Origin of the sequence: Enterococcus mediterraneensis (genome assembly GCF_900604485.1) — a bacterium.
GTDB classification, from domain to species: Bacteria; Bacillota; Bacilli; order Lactobacillales; family Enterococcaceae; genus Enterococcus_C; species Enterococcus_C mediterraneensis.
This window is the reverse complement of record NZ_UWOP01000001.1, coordinates 802,745-817,228: the sequence shown is the minus strand read 5'-3', so window position 1 is coordinate 817,228 and position 14,484 is coordinate 802,745. Positions and strand designations below refer to the sequence as shown.

At 43.0% G+C, this 14,484-nt stretch carries 17 protein-coding genes; 12 read left to right on the top strand and 5 right to left on the bottom strand.

Going from position 1 to position 14,484, the window contains the following annotated elements:
- Nucleotides 1-71: 71 nt before the first annotated feature.
- A complete protein-coding gene (locus EFB00_RS03890) occupies nt 72-713 on the bottom strand; it encodes a copper homeostasis protein CutC (RefSeq protein WP_122645610.1) in 642 nt (213 codons plus the stop codon).
- 77 nt (nt 714-790) lie between these two features.
- Here EFB00_RS03890 and EFB00_RS03885 point away from each other — a divergent pair, with 77 nt between their 5' ends.
- From EFB00_RS03885 to recD2, 4 genes are all read left to right on the top strand, one after another.
- On the top strand, nt 791-1,630 hold the full coding sequence (locus tag EFB00_RS03885; RefSeq protein WP_122645609.1) for a putative RNA methyltransferase: 840 nt from the start codon (nt 791-793) through the stop codon (nt 1,628-1,630).
- 246 nt (nt 1,631-1,876) lie between these two features.
- Entirely contained in the window at nt 1,877-2,380 is a 504-nt protein-coding gene (gene trmL, locus EFB00_RS03880) for a tRNA (uridine(34)/cytosine(34)/5-carboxymethylaminomethyluridine(34)-2'-O)-methyltransferase TrmL (RefSeq protein ID WP_122645608.1), read from the top strand.
- A gap of 12 nt (nt 2,381-2,392) precedes the next feature.
- Nucleotides 2,393-3,052, top strand: a complete 660-nt coding sequence (locus EFB00_RS03875) for a histidine phosphatase family protein (protein ID WP_122645607.1) — start codon at nt 2,393-2,395, stop codon at nt 3,050-3,052.
- Between the two features lie 18 nt (nt 3,053-3,070).
- The gene (gene recD2, locus EFB00_RS03870; protein ID WP_122645606.1) at nt 3,071-5,620 is read left to right on the top strand and encodes an SF1B family DNA helicase RecD2; all 2,550 of its coding nucleotides are present in this window, start codon (nt 3,071-3,073) and stop codon (nt 5,618-5,620) included.
- Between the two features lie 101 nt (nt 5,621-5,721).
- On the opposite strand, the gene EFB00_RS03865 is transcribed toward recD2, so the two are convergent.
- Nucleotides 5,722-6,693, bottom strand: a complete 972-nt coding sequence (locus EFB00_RS03865) for a diacylglycerol/lipid kinase family protein (RefSeq protein ID WP_122645605.1) — start codon at nt 6,691-6,693, stop codon at nt 5,722-5,724.
- Between the two features lie 477 nt (nt 6,694-7,170).
- On the opposite strand from EFB00_RS03865, the gene EFB00_RS03860 reads away from it, so the two are divergent.
- Nucleotides 7,171-7,437 carry a hypothetical protein gene (locus tag EFB00_RS03860; RefSeq protein ID WP_122645604.1) on the top strand — a complete coding sequence of 89 codons (267 nt, stop codon included), beginning with the start codon at nt 7,171-7,173 and terminating at the stop codon, nt 7,435-7,437.
- 78 nt (nt 7,438-7,515) lie between these two features.
- Complete coding sequence (locus EFB00_RS03855; protein WP_122647032.1) at nt 7,516-8,019, top strand: QueT transporter family protein; 504 nt, start codon at nt 7,516-7,518, stop codon at nt 8,017-8,019.
- Between the two features lie 85 nt (nt 8,020-8,104).
- Here EFB00_RS03855 and cbpA read toward each other — a convergent pair whose 3' ends face one another.
- Nucleotides 8,105-8,746 (bottom strand): cyclic di-AMP binding protein CbpA, encoded by a 642-nt coding sequence (gene cbpA, locus EFB00_RS03850; protein WP_122645603.1) that lies wholly within the window; start codon nt 8,744-8,746, stop codon nt 8,105-8,107.
- Nucleotides 8,747-8,887: 141 nt separating this feature from the next.
- Between cbpA and rpmG the strand changes: the two genes are divergently transcribed.
- From rpmG to EFB00_RS03825, 5 genes are all read left to right on the top strand, one after another.
- A complete protein-coding gene (rpmG, locus tag EFB00_RS03845; RefSeq protein ID WP_122645602.1) occupies nt 8,888-9,040 on the top strand; it encodes a 50S ribosomal protein L33 in 153 nt (50 codons plus the stop codon).
- A gap of 12 nt (nt 9,041-9,052) precedes the next feature.
- Nucleotides 9,053-9,223, top strand: a complete 171-nt coding sequence (secE, locus tag EFB00_RS03840; protein ID WP_122645601.1) for a preprotein translocase subunit SecE — start codon at nt 9,053-9,055, stop codon at nt 9,221-9,223.
- A gap of 104 nt (nt 9,224-9,327) precedes the next feature.
- Nucleotides 9,328-9,870: a transcription termination/antitermination protein NusG gene (gene nusG / locus EFB00_RS03835; protein ID WP_122645600.1), complete on the top strand. Its 543-nt coding sequence runs from the start codon at nt 9,328-9,330 to the stop codon at nt 9,868-9,870.
- A gap of 82 nt (nt 9,871-9,952) precedes the next feature.
- Nucleotides 9,953-10,834, top strand: coding sequence for an alpha/beta hydrolase (locus EFB00_RS03830; protein ID WP_122645599.1), 882 nt, complete (start codon nt 9,953-9,955; stop codon nt 10,832-10,834).
- A gap of 69 nt (nt 10,835-10,903) precedes the next feature.
- Entirely contained in the window at nt 10,904-12,007 is a 1,104-nt protein-coding gene (locus EFB00_RS03825; RefSeq protein WP_122645598.1) for a lactate oxidase, read from the top strand.
- 99 nt (nt 12,008-12,106) lie between these two features.
- Here EFB00_RS03825 and sdaAA read toward each other — a convergent pair whose 3' ends face one another.
- A complete protein-coding gene (gene sdaAA / locus EFB00_RS03820) occupies nt 12,107-12,979 on the bottom strand; it encodes an L-serine ammonia-lyase, iron-sulfur-dependent, subunit alpha (protein ID WP_122645597.1) in 873 nt (290 codons plus the stop codon).
- Between the two features lie 23 nt (nt 12,980-13,002).
- Nucleotides 13,003-13,665: an L-serine ammonia-lyase, iron-sulfur-dependent subunit beta gene (gene sdaAB / locus EFB00_RS03815; RefSeq protein WP_122645596.1), complete on the bottom strand. Its 663-nt coding sequence runs from the start codon at nt 13,663-13,665 to the stop codon at nt 13,003-13,005.
- 322 nt (nt 13,666-13,987) lie between these two features.
- Here sdaAB and rplK point away from each other — a divergent pair, with 322 nt between their 5' ends.
- A complete protein-coding gene (rplK, locus tag EFB00_RS03810; protein ID WP_122645595.1) occupies nt 13,988-14,410 on the top strand; it encodes a 50S ribosomal protein L11 in 423 nt (140 codons plus the stop codon).
- Nucleotides 14,411-14,484 lie beyond the last annotated feature (74 nt).

Below are 14,484 nucleotides of genomic sequence, written 5' to 3'. Positions count from 1 at the left end.
TTTATTAAACAAAACAAATCTAGTATCTAATCTGTTGGTGATTAGTATCGGGTAAAAACTTGAGAATCGATTTATTGTGCAAGAGGCACGATCTTTGTGCCATGGACTTCATTGACACCTAAAGCTGCCGCAACTTCTTCAGCGTTTTGGTGAGTGATTCCTGCACCAGGTAAGATGATCAAACGGTCTCCCGCGTAATCGATCAATTCTTTTAGGCGAGGAAGATTTTCCTCGATAGCTGTACCGGCTTTTCCGCCGTGGGTCAAGATCCGGTCGACACCGTGCTCTGCCAGCCAATCGATGGCTTCGAACTGCCGATTTTCAGGGATCTCATCAAAAGCCATGTGAAAAGTGATCTGCAAACCTTCCGCATTGTCGATCAAAAGTTCCAGCGCTTCTTCGTCTAACCAGCCGCTAGGAGTCAAACAACCGAATACGACACCGTCTGTTCCCAGTTTTTTGGCTTCGATCAGGTCAGTATGCATGATTTTCAACTCGATATCATTGTAGATAAAATCGCCGCCGCGCGGACGGATCATCGTCATGACAGGAACTTCTTTTTCGCCAGCATAGCTCAATACTTCTTCGATGACACCAGTGCTTGGTGTCGTACCGCCGACAGCTAGATTGTCGCATAGTTCGATCCGACGGGCGCCGGCTGCGATAGCCGCAGGAATCAGTGTATAATTTTCCGCGCAAAATTCTTTTAGCATAAAATAGTGGTCCTCCTTTAGTTATTCAGTAGCATTTTACCATACAGCTATGCTAAAGTAGAGCAGAGGTGGCAAAGATGTTAAAGAAAATCGATCGAGGAAAACAATTTATCGCGGCGCATACCACGATGTTCCGCTGTCCATTGTGCCATGCAGAGATGACTAGCAGCGATACGGGGATCATTTGTGAAAATCAGCATCGTTTTGATGTATCCAAAAAAGGCACACTCTATTTCATGACGCGGCAAATCAAATCAGAATACAGCGCGGCGATGTTCCAAGCCCGCCAACGCATGATCAAAAGCGGTATGTATCAACCGCTTATCCAAAAAATCAATGAGATGCTTAAAGGCGAAACACTGCTGGATGTCGGTTGCGGCGAGGGCAGTTTTTTGAACGCACTGTTACAAGAAAAAACACGTACGGCAGTCGGTTTTGATATTGCCAAAGAAGGTGTTTATTTAGCGACTGATCAGCCTAATGAAGCTTTTTGGTGTGTGGCGGATCTGACGAATCTGCCTTTTGCCCAACACTCTTTTTCAACAATTTTGAATATTTTTTCTCCATCGAATTATCAGGAATTCCAGCGGGTCTTGATGCCAGGTGGCAGACTGATCAAAGTGGTCCCTCGGGCAAATTATTTGAAAGAACTGCGGGCGGCCTTTTATCCTGACGATGTCAGCAAGCAAAACTACACGAATGAAAAGGTAGTCGCTAAATTTCGTGAAGTCTTTCCAACAGCTGAGCATAGTGAAATAACGTATGAATTTGCGATCCCTAAAGAACGGCAAGAAGATATTTTGGAGATGTCGCCTTTAGAATGGGGCGTTTCAGCCGAGACCAAAGAAGAAATATTAAAAAATCCTATCGATAAAATCACGATCGATTTAGATGTTTTAATTGGGGAAAATTCTTGAAAATTTTTTGAATTTTTTGCATCGAAACTGTTGCATAAATTCCATATCAGTGATATATTTACGTCAAGTCATTTTTTCATTGGTTTTTATCAGGTTCCTGTTCTGATAAAAGTTAGTGAAAAGAGCTTCACTAACGTAACGACTCGCAGTGATCACACCGAGCCGATACGTTTTTTTTATGCCCAAAAAACGATGTTTAGTGGTATAGTAGAAAATAGATGTTTTTACTTGGAAGGGGCGTTTATCATGAATCATATTGTTTTATTTGAACCGCAAATACCGGCAAATACAGGAAATATCGCAAGAACCTGTGCCGCTACCAATACACCGCTGCATTTGATCGAACCATTAGGCTTTTCAACAGATGACAAGCATTTGAAAAGAGCCGGCTTGGATTATTGGCACGATGTGGATATTACATACCACGCGAATCTAGAAGCCTTTCTGACTTTTTTAGGGGATCGACAACTTCATTTGATCACTAAATTCGCTAATCGTGTTTATAGTGACGTGGATTACGCTGACAATCAGGAGCATTTCTTCTTGTTCGGTAAAGAGACAACAGGATTACCGGAAGAGTTCATGCGGAAAAATGAAGAAAAATGTTTGCGTATCCCAATGAATGATCAGCATGTCCGTTCGTTGAATTTATCGAATACTGCGGCGCTGATCATTTACGAAGCATTGAGACAACAAGGGTTTCCGCAACTAGAACTTACACATCATTACCCAAACGATAAATTGGATTAAGGAGTCATCACGATGGATTTATATTTTACCCGGCATGGTAAAACAGAGTGGAACAACGAACGACGATTTCAAGGGATGATGGGGGATTCTCCTTTGTTGCCTCACAGCTATGAAGAGATCCGCTTATTGGGGCAGCATTTGCAAAAGGTCCCCTTTGAAAAAATCTATACCAGCTCAGCTTTGCGAGCGCAAAAAACCGCGATGGGGATCGCTGAACAATTGGATCAAAAGGTAGAGATCGTTGTTTCAGATGGATTGAAAGAATTGGGTTTGGGAGATCTTGAAGGACAGTTCATTGATGAAATGTATGAACGGTATCCGGAAGAACTAAAGAATCTCCGGCATCATTTAGATAAATATGATCCTAGTATATTTCATGGGGAGCCGATCCAAGATGCCTTGGCGCGTATCGAAAAAGTGGTGACTGAAGCAGTTGCCGCGGCTGAAAAAGGTCCATTGCTGTTTGTCGGTCATGGCGCGTCTTTGACTGCCGCGATCCAATGGCTTTTAGGAAAAGACTTGGCGGATCTTCGGGAAATGGGCGGATTGGTCAACAACAGTTTGACACTTCTGGAAGCAGAAGAACCACAGCGGAAATTGCCTTATCGCTTAAAAATCTGGAACGATACCGGATTTTTGGGATCTGACGCAGAAGTAGATGCTTTGTTATAAGAAGGAAGGAGAAGCAGGTTGCTAGACGAACGAAATTATTTTGTGGGGACAGTTGCCGCGATTTTTTTTCAAAATCCAACGAACTTTTATAAAGTCCTGCTGATCCATCTGGATGAAACGAATACCGATTATCGAGAAAAAGAGATCGTTGCCACCGGAACGTTCGGTGATATCCAAGAAGAGGAAAGTTATCGCTTTTTTGGCGAATTGAAAAATCACCCCAAATACGGACTGCAGCTGCAAGTGGACAGCTACCAGCAAGAACAGCCTACCTCGGAAAATGGACTGATCAATTATTTTTCCAGCGATAAATTCCCAGGGATTGGGAAAAAGACCGCTGAAAAAATCGTAGCGAATTTTGGCGATCACGCCATTGATCGAATGCTGGAAGAGCCGGAGCTTCTGAAACAGATCAGCGGGCTGACGGAAAAGAAGCGGCAGATGATTTTGGAAACGGTCCGACTCAATCATGGAATGGACCAAGTGATCGTCGGGTTGGGAAGATACGGCTTTGGCAATCAGTTGGCTTTTGCTATCTATCAAGCCTATAAAAACGAGGCGTTGGATCTGATCCAAGAAAATCCTTATCGATTGGTGGAAGACATTGAAGGGATCGGTTTTAAAAAAGCCGACACGTTAGCCGAGCAGTTGGGGATCGAAGCAACTTCGAAAAAACGTCTGCGTGCAGCTGTTCTGCACCAAGTCACCCAGCATTCTCTGCAGACAGGCAATACCTTTGTTCCAGCCGAAAAACTGCTGAACCAAACGATCCAATTGTTGGAAACCGCACGACCTGTGGAGATCCATCCGGAACAAGTAGCCAACAGCATCATCGAACTGGTAGAAGAAGGCAAGATCCAGCAGGAAGAGACCAATCTTTACGAAAACAGTCTGTACTTTGCTGAATGGGGCATCGCCAGCTCGATCCAGCGTTTATTGAAACGCAAAAAAATACCTTATTCCGAAAAAGCGATCGAAAAAAATCTGCGGAAAATCGAAAAACGACTGCAGATCTCTTACGGCAGTTCACAAGAAAAAGCTATCAAAGAAGCGATCCGTTCGCCGTTGTTTATTTTGACAGGCGGACCAGGTACCGGAAAAACCACCGTGATCAATGGGATCGTCCAATTATTTGCTGAGCTGAACGATCTGGATCTTGATCCCAGCAGCTATACTCAAGAAATGTTTCCGATCCTTTTAGCGGCACCGACAGGAAGAGCCGCCAAACGGATGAATGAAACCACTGGATTGCCCAGCGGTACGATCCATCGTTTGTTGGGACTGACAGGACGAGAAAAAGCCGCTTCGGTCACGCCGAAAGAATTAGAGGGCGGTTTATTGATCGTCGATGAGATGTCGATGGTAGATACATGGTTGGCAAACACGCTGTTCAAATCGATCCCGACAAATATGCAGGTGATCTTTGTGGGAGATAAAGACCAGCTGCCTTCTGTCGGACCAGGGCAGGTACTGCACGATCTGCTGCAGATCGACTATCTGCCAAAATGCGAGTTGACTGAGATCTACCGACAAGGGGACGGCTCCAGTATCATCCCGTTGGCCCACGAAATCAAAAACGGTCAACTGCCGGCAGACTTCACCAGAAACCAAAAAGACCGCTCCTATTTCAGTTGTAACGCGTACCAGATCGAGCCATTGATCGCCAATATTGTCACCAAGGCGAAAGCGAAAGGCTTTACGCCGCAAGATATCCAAGTGTTGGCGCCGATGTATCGCGGGGCGGCTGGGATCGATGCGTTGAACAAAATGATGCAGGAGATCTTCAATCCTAATGACGGCAGCAAAAAAGAAGTTCATTGGAACGATACGGTTTATCGGATCGGGGACAAGGTCCTGCAGTTAGTCAATGCACCAGAGGAGAATGTCTTTAACGGTGACATGGGTCAAATCGTAGGGATCATATTAGCAAAAGATTCCGAAGATAAAGTTGATGAGCTGGTCATCCAATTCGATACCACTGAAGTAACCTACCGCCGCAATGAATGGAACAAAATCACACTTTCTTATTGCTGTTCGATCCATAAAGCGCAAGGCAGCGAGTTTCGGATGGTTATCTTGCCGATGGTCCACCAATACCAACGGATGCTGCAACGCAATTTATTGTATACAGCCGTGACCCGCAGTAAAGAAATGCTGATTTTATTGGGAGAAGAACAGGCTTATCAAACATGCGTTCAACAAGAATCTGCCATTCGACTGACAACATTGAAAGAACGGATTCTATCAGCGGATCATCTGTCGGCTGGCATGCATCGGAAAATCGTCGCTTACGAAGAACAAGTTACCGGTGAAGCCTATACTGGTGCGGCAATCATCGAAGAAACACCAACAAAGAAAACAACTACCCCAGAACAGGCACCTGTTACATTGTTTGCTGACGCGCCTGCAGAAACGAAACAAAAGCCTAAAACAACTGTAGTGGCCGAAAAAACAGAGACGGCTCCGTTAGCAGGCACGATACTTACTTTGGAAATGGTTGAAGAAGGAAAAGTCGATCCCATGATCGGCATGGAAGGCATTACCCCTGAAGTCTTTCTGCAAAAATAATTTTATAAAAAATATAAAAGAAGACTTTGACAAATCGCCGACAGCGATCCATCAAAGTCTTCTTTTTTTATAGCTGCTAATGGTTGTACTGTCCCAATCAATTAATACCAGATCTGTTGTTTTTTAGTAGCAAAGGTAATATCGAAAGAACGGTGACCCAATACTTCACCATCGGCTTGTCCGTATTGAGGGACCGGTGAGACGATTTGCAGCCGATTGCCGGTAAATTGGTGGAAATGCTTGGAGGTTGTATGTTTTTTTCGCAATAATTTAAAGATCAATCCTAAAATTTTGAATAGAGAGATCCGTTCGACGATGACTAGATCCAAGTTGCTTTTTGTTACATCTGCGGAAGGAGCGATCGCGACACCGCCGCCAAAGTAAGGGTGGTTGGTGGTGGTACATAAGAAGGCTTTTTCAAAGGAATATTCTTTTCCGTTGATTTCTACCAAGATTGGGAATCCTTTTTGTGTGAATAAGACTTTCAAGACCGATACAATGTAGGATAGAGAACCTAAATTGTATTTGTTCAGCTTTTCTTTAGTTCCAGATTCATTCGTCGCATGGACGATAGCGGCGTCTAGGCCAATGCCTACGTTGTTCACAAAGACCCCTTTTTCTTCTTGGATCTTTTCTTCATAGGTTAGAATATTTATGGATTGCGGTGCTTGGGCTTTAGCGATGCGCCAAAACGCCTGCTCAGGCTCCCGAGGCAGTCCGATTCCGCGGGCAAAATCGTTGCCGGAACCGGCTGGAATATAGGCGATAGGTAATTCAGCGCCTAAATGATAAAATTGATTCATCACTTGGTGAAGTGTACCGTCACCGCCAATGACGATCAAAAGCGGAAAATACCCATCGCCGATCATTTCGGGAGTTTCTTCGGTCCAGGGGATCAACGTAGTTTCTACAAGATCTTTGATGATCTCATGTTCATGTCCGGCGTATTCAGTATAATAGGCCGTATATTGAAAATTTTTGTTCTTCAATAAGTTAGCGATCCGCTCACCTGTCTTTTTGCCGTGACCGCTGCCGGATGCTTGATTTATTAATAAATGATAGTGGAATTTCATTAGCATGCTCCGTTGTTTTAGTGGAAATCTCAATGTTAAACATTGTAACAGAGGCGAGTTGGATTGGAAAGTAAAAGAGTACAAAAAAAGATCTAGTGAGGTTACTTTTTCCATTTTGGTATTTTCTTAAGGTTCTTATGTCCACTCAAGAAATACTAGGAAAAACTCACTAGACCCTGTTCGATTAGTAAGGAGTAACTCAAATTCCCACGTCCTTCTTCTGTTTGTTAAGTTTCATAACAATTCTGTTCCTGCAGATCCTAAATCGTCTGCTTTACTGGGAACTCTTATGACCCCTTACACTTATTTTATACCATATTCCTAATAAAAATGCAATCGCTTACTCTGATGTGATGATTGTTTCTTAATGAATTTTTTAAAAAAACTACCTATATTTTTGTGAAAAAACAATGGTTAATATTTTCGTTTAAAAAGAATGTCTGTTATACTATCTTATATTGATTTTGAGGAGATATTATGAAATACTATCATTTAATTGGGGTTTCTAGCGGCTTATTTGCGCTGCAGCTTTTTTTAGAAAAAGCCATTCATTTACGACTTTCGCTGCCTGTACGATGGACGTTTGTGATCTTACAGGGTGGTTTATTGATCAGTTATAGTGTGTTAACGGTGTTTTATGGCTTGATGCTTCGGAAAACACGGCAACAAATCAAACAGACAAAACCTGCTCGAAATGTGATCGTGTTGAAAGAAAAGACGCATTCGTTAAAAAAAGCCAGCTAGATAGACAGATTATTTGTCCGCGGTTCATCAACCATCCCGCGTCATCAAAACTAGGAGAAAGAAGGAAAATCTATGCAAATGTCAACCAACAAAACACATGCTCGGCTTATGCTGACAGTCACTAACGGAATCATCATGGCGCTTTATATCGCTTTGACAGTTCTGGTCGCACCGGTCTCTTCCGGGCCTATCCAGTTCCGTATTTCAGAAAGTTTGAACCATCTGGTGGTATTCAATCGCAAATTGATGTGGGGCGTGTTAGGAGGAGTCGTTGTCTATAACTGGTTCTTCGGTTTCGGGATCGCAGATGTGATCTTCGGCGGCGGTCAAACACTTTTAGCCCTTGGCTTGACGGCGCTGTTGCAAAAACGAGTACCAAACGTATACTGGCGTTTGGCACTGAACACGCTGTTTTTCACCGCAAGCATGTTTTTGATCGCACTGATGCTGGTACCAGAAGGCGGCAAAGCATTTTGGACAACATACGGCAGTTTGGCGCTGAGCGAATTTATCGTTATGGCGATCTCTGCACCAGTCATGTTCATTTTAGATAAATCATTGCAGTTCGAAAAAAGACTGTAAACAGTCGAGCCGATCTCGACTGCTAAAAAATCCCAGCGACAGCGATCAATCTCTGATCAGCTGTCGCTGGGATTTGTTTTGCGGTCTATTCACCGGCGGACAAGTCTTCCATTTCAACGACTTTATAGTTTTTGTTTTCTAATTGAGTCACGATCGTATCGCAAGTTTCTTTGCTGGTTTTGGCCGGCAATGTGATCAATGTCCGGCGAATGAATTCGTCTTTGCCGATATCCAGCGTGATACAGCTGGCGATACTGCTGTGTTTTGAAATGATCTTCGAGATAGCAGCCAGATCACCTTGTTTCCCAGTAGATGCGATCGTCAACACGTAACTTCCTTGTTCTACATTCCATGATTGAGAAAGCATGTTGAGGAGTGAACTGTGAGTCAAGATGCCGTAGAAATGATTTTCTTCATCAAGAACAGCGATATAGGGTAATTCCTTAATGGTAAAAAATACTTTGAAAAATGATGAATTGACATAAATGAATTTCGTCGCGTTTTTCAATAAGTGAGTAACAGGCAGTGTCATATCGCCGCCATTTGCTTTATGACGATAGATATGCATTTTATAGATATTGCCGCGGAAAATTTTTCCGGTTTCATCTAAAATCGGGACACAGCGAAAACCTGAGTCTTCGAGAATTTCTAACGCTTCTTCCAGCGTGTTGGTTTCTTTGACTGTCGTCAAATCTTTTTTCTTATAGACCATTGTTTTTAATAGCATAAAAAACCCCTCCATGTTCCATTTTAACAATTTAATAATAGCATAACTTAAAAAAAATACCTAAATTATTCCTATGATTGACAGAAAAAAAGAAACATGATAATTTAAGTTGTACGATTGTGTATGCAAGGAGGCATAAAGATGGCAACGAAAAAAGCAGCCTTAGCCTGTTCTGTCTGCGGTTCCCGCAACTATACGAAATCAGTCAGCGAAGGAAAACAGGGAGAACGTTTAGAAATCAACAAATTCTGCAAATACTGTAATAAGTATACGCTTCATCGAGAAACGAAATAGGAGGCAAAAGCAATGAAATTCATTCGTAGTGTCATTGATGAAATGAAACAAGTCACATGGCCGTCTAAAAAACAACTGCGGAAAGATACGTTAATTGTAATCGAAACGTCGATCATTTTTGCTGTAATGTTCTATGTTATGGATACAGTCGTCCGCTCGGTATTCGGTTGGATCTTAAAATAATTGACTAGCGTGATTTTAGAAACGGTGCTATAATACGTGTGAAGAAAACTTCGGGAAACTGAGGTTTTTTTATTTTACAAACAATCAGACAAGGAGCCATCAGAATGGAAACTTTTGAAAGAAATTGGTATGTATTGCATACTTACTCAGGCTATGAAAACAAAGTAAAAGCAAATATCGAATCGCGGGCGCAAAGCATGGGAATGGGCGATTTTATTTTTCGAGTAGTTGTACCGGAAGAAAAAGAAACAGAAGTAAAAAACGGGAAAGAAAAAGAGATCGTACACAAAACGTTCCCTGGTTATGTACTCGTGGAAATGACGATGACAGATGAATCATGGTATGTCGTACGGAATACACCAGGCGTGACTGGCTTTGTCGGCTCTCATGGCGCAGGGAGTAAACCAGCACCGTTATTGCCAGAAGAGATCAATCATATCTTGCGTTCATTAGGAATGAGCACACGTCAATCTGATCTTGAAGTTGAAGTTGGCGAAACAGTGAAGATCATTGAAGGAGCTTTTGCCGGTCTTGAAGGCCAAGTCACTGAAATCGATGAAGAAAAACAAAAATTAAAAGTCAACATCAACATGTTCGGACGCGAAACCAGCACCGAATTAGATTTCGAACAAGTCGACAATATCTAAAAAATGATCCAGCGTTTTGTTTTCAGAGCGTTGGATTTTTTTATTTGGAAAAATATGTCATACTGTTCGCGGAGGGATCTCAATGAAAAAAATAATAAGCTTTTTGCTTTTACTGGTAATCATTAGTGTAGGCTGGATAAGCTATGGGAAAAGCCAAGAAAAAGCAGCGACAGCCCATTCTGAGCAAACTGTAAAACCTAAAGTTGAAAAACCATCGATTAGAAAAAGCGAGGTGCCGACTCTGTTCATCCATGGGTACAGCGGTGGGCCCAGTTCCTTTGGCGGGATGATCGCCCGTTTTGAAAATGCCGGCGTCGCGAAAAAAGAACTGAGATTGACAGTGACACCTGCCGGAGAAGTTCAAGAAGCAGGCAGCTTGTCAGGACAAAAAAACAATCCCATGATCCAAGTCTTATTTGAAGATAACCAAAATAATGAGTGGCAGCAAACGGAGTGGATCAAAAGCTGTCTTGCTTATTTGCAAGAAAAGTACGGGACCCGCGAAGTAAAAATCGTTGGTCATTCGATGGGAGGCGTCAGTACGTTGCGCTATTTAGCAACTTATGGCGCATCTTCTGATTTACCAAAAATCCAGAAATTTGCGGCAATCGGTGCGCCATTCAATGAATTTTTAGATACCCAATCTGGACAATCGATCGATCAACTGTTGGCAAATGGACCCGCTGAAAGATCTGCCCGCTATCAAGATTATCTCGAACTGGCAGAACAGATTCCGAAAGAAACAAGTATGCTGTTGATCGGCGGAAAAATAAATCAGCAGGAATCAGGAGACGGTACCGTTCCGTTGACCAGCGCGTTATCTGTCGCGCGGTTGTTGATGAACAACGGCAATCCTGTCCAGACTCAGATTGTCACCGGCGAAAATGCTCATCACAGCCAGCTTCATGAGAATGAAACAGTCGATAAATGGGTGAAAAAATTTTTATGGGATGTTTCCGAGTAAAAATATTTGCTTACTTTTTGTAAGTGTATATAATAAGAGTATAGATGAATTTGAAAGAAGGAAATTATTATGTCATACCAAGCAAGTAAAGAAGAACATCCTATTGAAATCGTAAATATCGCATCACTAGAAAAAGCAGTCAAAGAACGTATGGAAGCCGGCGCTTTTGGATACATCCGCGGTGGAGCAGAAGACGAATGGACCATGACGGAAAATACGCATTCCTTTAATAAAAAACAAATTGTACCTCGTGTGTTGCGTGGAATCGATTCAGCTGACCTAAGCACGAAACTTTGGGATATCGAGTTGAAAACACCAATCATCCAAGCACCATCCGCAGCGCAAGGATTGGCTCACGAAAATGGTGAAGTTGATACAGCGAAAGGAGTAGCTGAAGTGGGATCGATCTTTTCAATCAGTACCTATGCCAATACAACGATTGAAGATGCGGCTGCTGCGGCACCAGATGCACCTCAATTTTTCCAACTATATATGAGCAAAGACGATAAATTCAATGAATTTATTTTAGAAAAAGCCGTTAAAGCCGGCGCAAAAGCGATCATCTTGACGGTTGATTCAACATTAGGCGGTTATCGTGAAGAAGACATCATCAATAAATTCCAATTCCCATTACCAATGCCGAACTTAGCGGCTTACAGTGCACAAACTGAAAGCGGCGACGGCGAAGGCAAAGGAATCGCTGAAATCTATGCGGCCGCTAAACAAGCGATCGTTCCTGAAGATATCCAAAAAATCAAAGAATTGACTAGTTTACCTGTATTTGTTAAAGGTATCCAATCATCAGAAGATGCAGAAGTTGCCATCGCGGCTGGCGCAGACGGTATCTGGGTATCCAACCATGGCGGACGTCAATTAGACGGTGCGCCTGCATCCTTTGATCTTTTGCCAAGTATCGCTGAAGTCGTCAACAAACGTGTACCAATCGTTTTTGACTCTGGTATCCGTCGCGGCGAACATGTCTTCAAAGCACTAGCTAGCGGAGCTGATCTAGTAGCAATCGGTCGTCCAGTGATTTACGGATTAAACCTTGGCGGCGCTGAAGGTGTGAAATCAGTCTTTGATCACTTGAATAAAGAACTGTCCATCACCATGCAATTAGCTGGAACAAAGACCATCGAAGAAGTTAAAAACACAAAATTAGTCAGCTTTTAAGCAGGACTGATTTATAAATCTGCATAATAAAAGAGAGCAAAACCAATCCATGCTGATTGATTTTGCTCTCTTTTTTGTAAATCATAGGAATCTGTTCATCTACGCTTGTTTTTCGAAGATTTCTTTTTGCAGGCGTTGGGCAGTAGGGGTGACAGCCAGTCCGCCTTCCGCAGTTTCTTTGAAGATCGACGGCATCTGTCTGCCGACTTGATACATAGCGGCCACGACTTCATCTGGCGGAATCACGCTTTGGATACCTGCCAATGCCATATCCGCTGAAATAAATGCCTGGGAGGAACCTAGCGCATTTCGTTTCACACAAGGTACTTCTACTAGTCCGGCGACAGGATCACAAATCAGACCCATCATGTTTTTCAAGGTGATAGCGACCGCATGAGCCGCTTGTAATGCTGTACCGCCGTTTGCGCAAACTAATGCGGCGGCTGCCATTGCGCTGGCAGAACCGACTTCTGCTTGGCATCCCCCTTCTGCGCCGGAGATCGACGCATTATTGGCGATCACCAAACCAAAGGCACCAGCGGTAAATAAAAAATCTATCTGTTCTTCGCGGCTGAGCTGTAAACGATCACGAGCAGCAACCAAAACGCCAGCCACCACACCGGCACTGCCGGCTGTCGGTGTGGCGCAGATCAGGCCCATTTTCGCATTTACTTCATTGACTGCGATAGCATTGCGGACCGCTGTTAAGATCGTCTCGCCGCTTAAAAAGTTTTCGCTTTGAAGATATGTATTTAATTTTTTCGCATCGCCCCCTGTCAGTCCGGTCACAGAGGTCACCCCTTGAACGCCTTCTTCAATGGAACGTTCCATGACTTCCAGATTCCTGCCCATCAACTCTCGAATCTGTTGCCGGTCTCTGCCGGTCATCTCGATCTCTGTATGGATCATCAATTCTGCGACAGAAGAAAACTCTTGCGCTTGGTTTACTAATTCTTCTATGGAATAAAACATCTTTTTCCCACCTTAATCAAAACTTAGTCAAAATACGTAACATTATACATGTGGTCTAATGCTTTCAATTTTTCGCAAAGACCCGGTTGTGGTTCGTCTACTTCGATGATCATGATCGCTTTTTCGCCCTTTGACTCCCGCGTAACAGTCATCGTACCGATGTTGACATTGGCCTCAGACAAAATATTTGTAACTTGCGCGATCATGCCCGGCACATCCTGATGGACGGTGATGAAAGTCGGCGTTCCCATTGTCAATGAGATTTTAAACCCATTCAATTCAGAAATCTGGATGTTTCCGCCGCCAATAGAAATACCGGTCACAGACATCTTGCGATCACCTTTTGTGACCACCATTTTTACAGAGTTGGGATGCTCTGCTTTTTCTTTTTTAGGAACGAATAAAACTTCCATTCCAGATTCATGAGCGATCTTCAAAGAATCAGCCAGACGAGAATCATCTGGATCCATCCCTAACAAACCGCCAACTAACGCGATATCTGTTCCGTGTCCGCGATAGGTTTTTGCAAAAGATTCATATAAATAGATATCGACACTTTCCGGTTGTTCCCCGAAAATATTGCGCACGACTTTACCGATCCTAGCCGCCCCTGCGGTATGAGAACTGCTGGGTCCCACCATGATCGGTCCAATAATATCAAAAACACTTCTATATCGTAATTCCATATTGCACCTCGAACATTTACACTATTTTTCTGACTGTAGTTTAACACAGGTCGGCGGGAATAGTTAGAGGGTGCAAGGGGTCAGAGAAGAATTTTAATATTTATTGATCTGCGATTATAAGAAACTTGAAAACTTGACCAAAAAATCCTATGAAAAAAATCTGAAAACTGATGACAGCAGGCTTGCATTTTTGATCTGAGATGATATAATATCACAGTGTGTGTCAGCACATGTTTTTTGGTGTGGACACCACAGGTAATAAGTGGGAGGAGAAATATTGATCTCCAATTAACCACATCACGGACTCAAGGAGGTATGTCTCGTGGCAAAGAAAGTAGAAAAAATCGTTAAATTGCAAATTCCTGCAGGTAAAGCAACACCAGCACCACCAGTAGGTCCTGCGCTAGGTCAAGCGGGTATCAACATCATGGGATTCACAAAAGAATTCAATGCTCGTACAGCTGACCAAGCAGGTTTGATCATCCCTGTTGTGATCTCTGTTTATGAAGACCGTTCATTTACATTTATCACAAAAACACCGCCAGCAGCAGTATTGTTGAAAAAAGCTGCTAAAGTGGAAAAAGGATCAGGCGAACCTAACAAAACTAAAGTTGCAAAAGTTTCACGCGATCAAGTTAAAGAAATCGCTGAATTGAAAATGCAAGACCTAAACGCAGCTGACGTTGAAGCAGCTATGCGCATGGTTGAAGGAACTGCACGAAGCATGGGGATCACTGTCGAATAATTTTCGAAAGACCCTAAGGAAGTAGCTTCTCAGTAGGCTCTATATTGAAAAATATAGAACACGTGGGAGGTTCT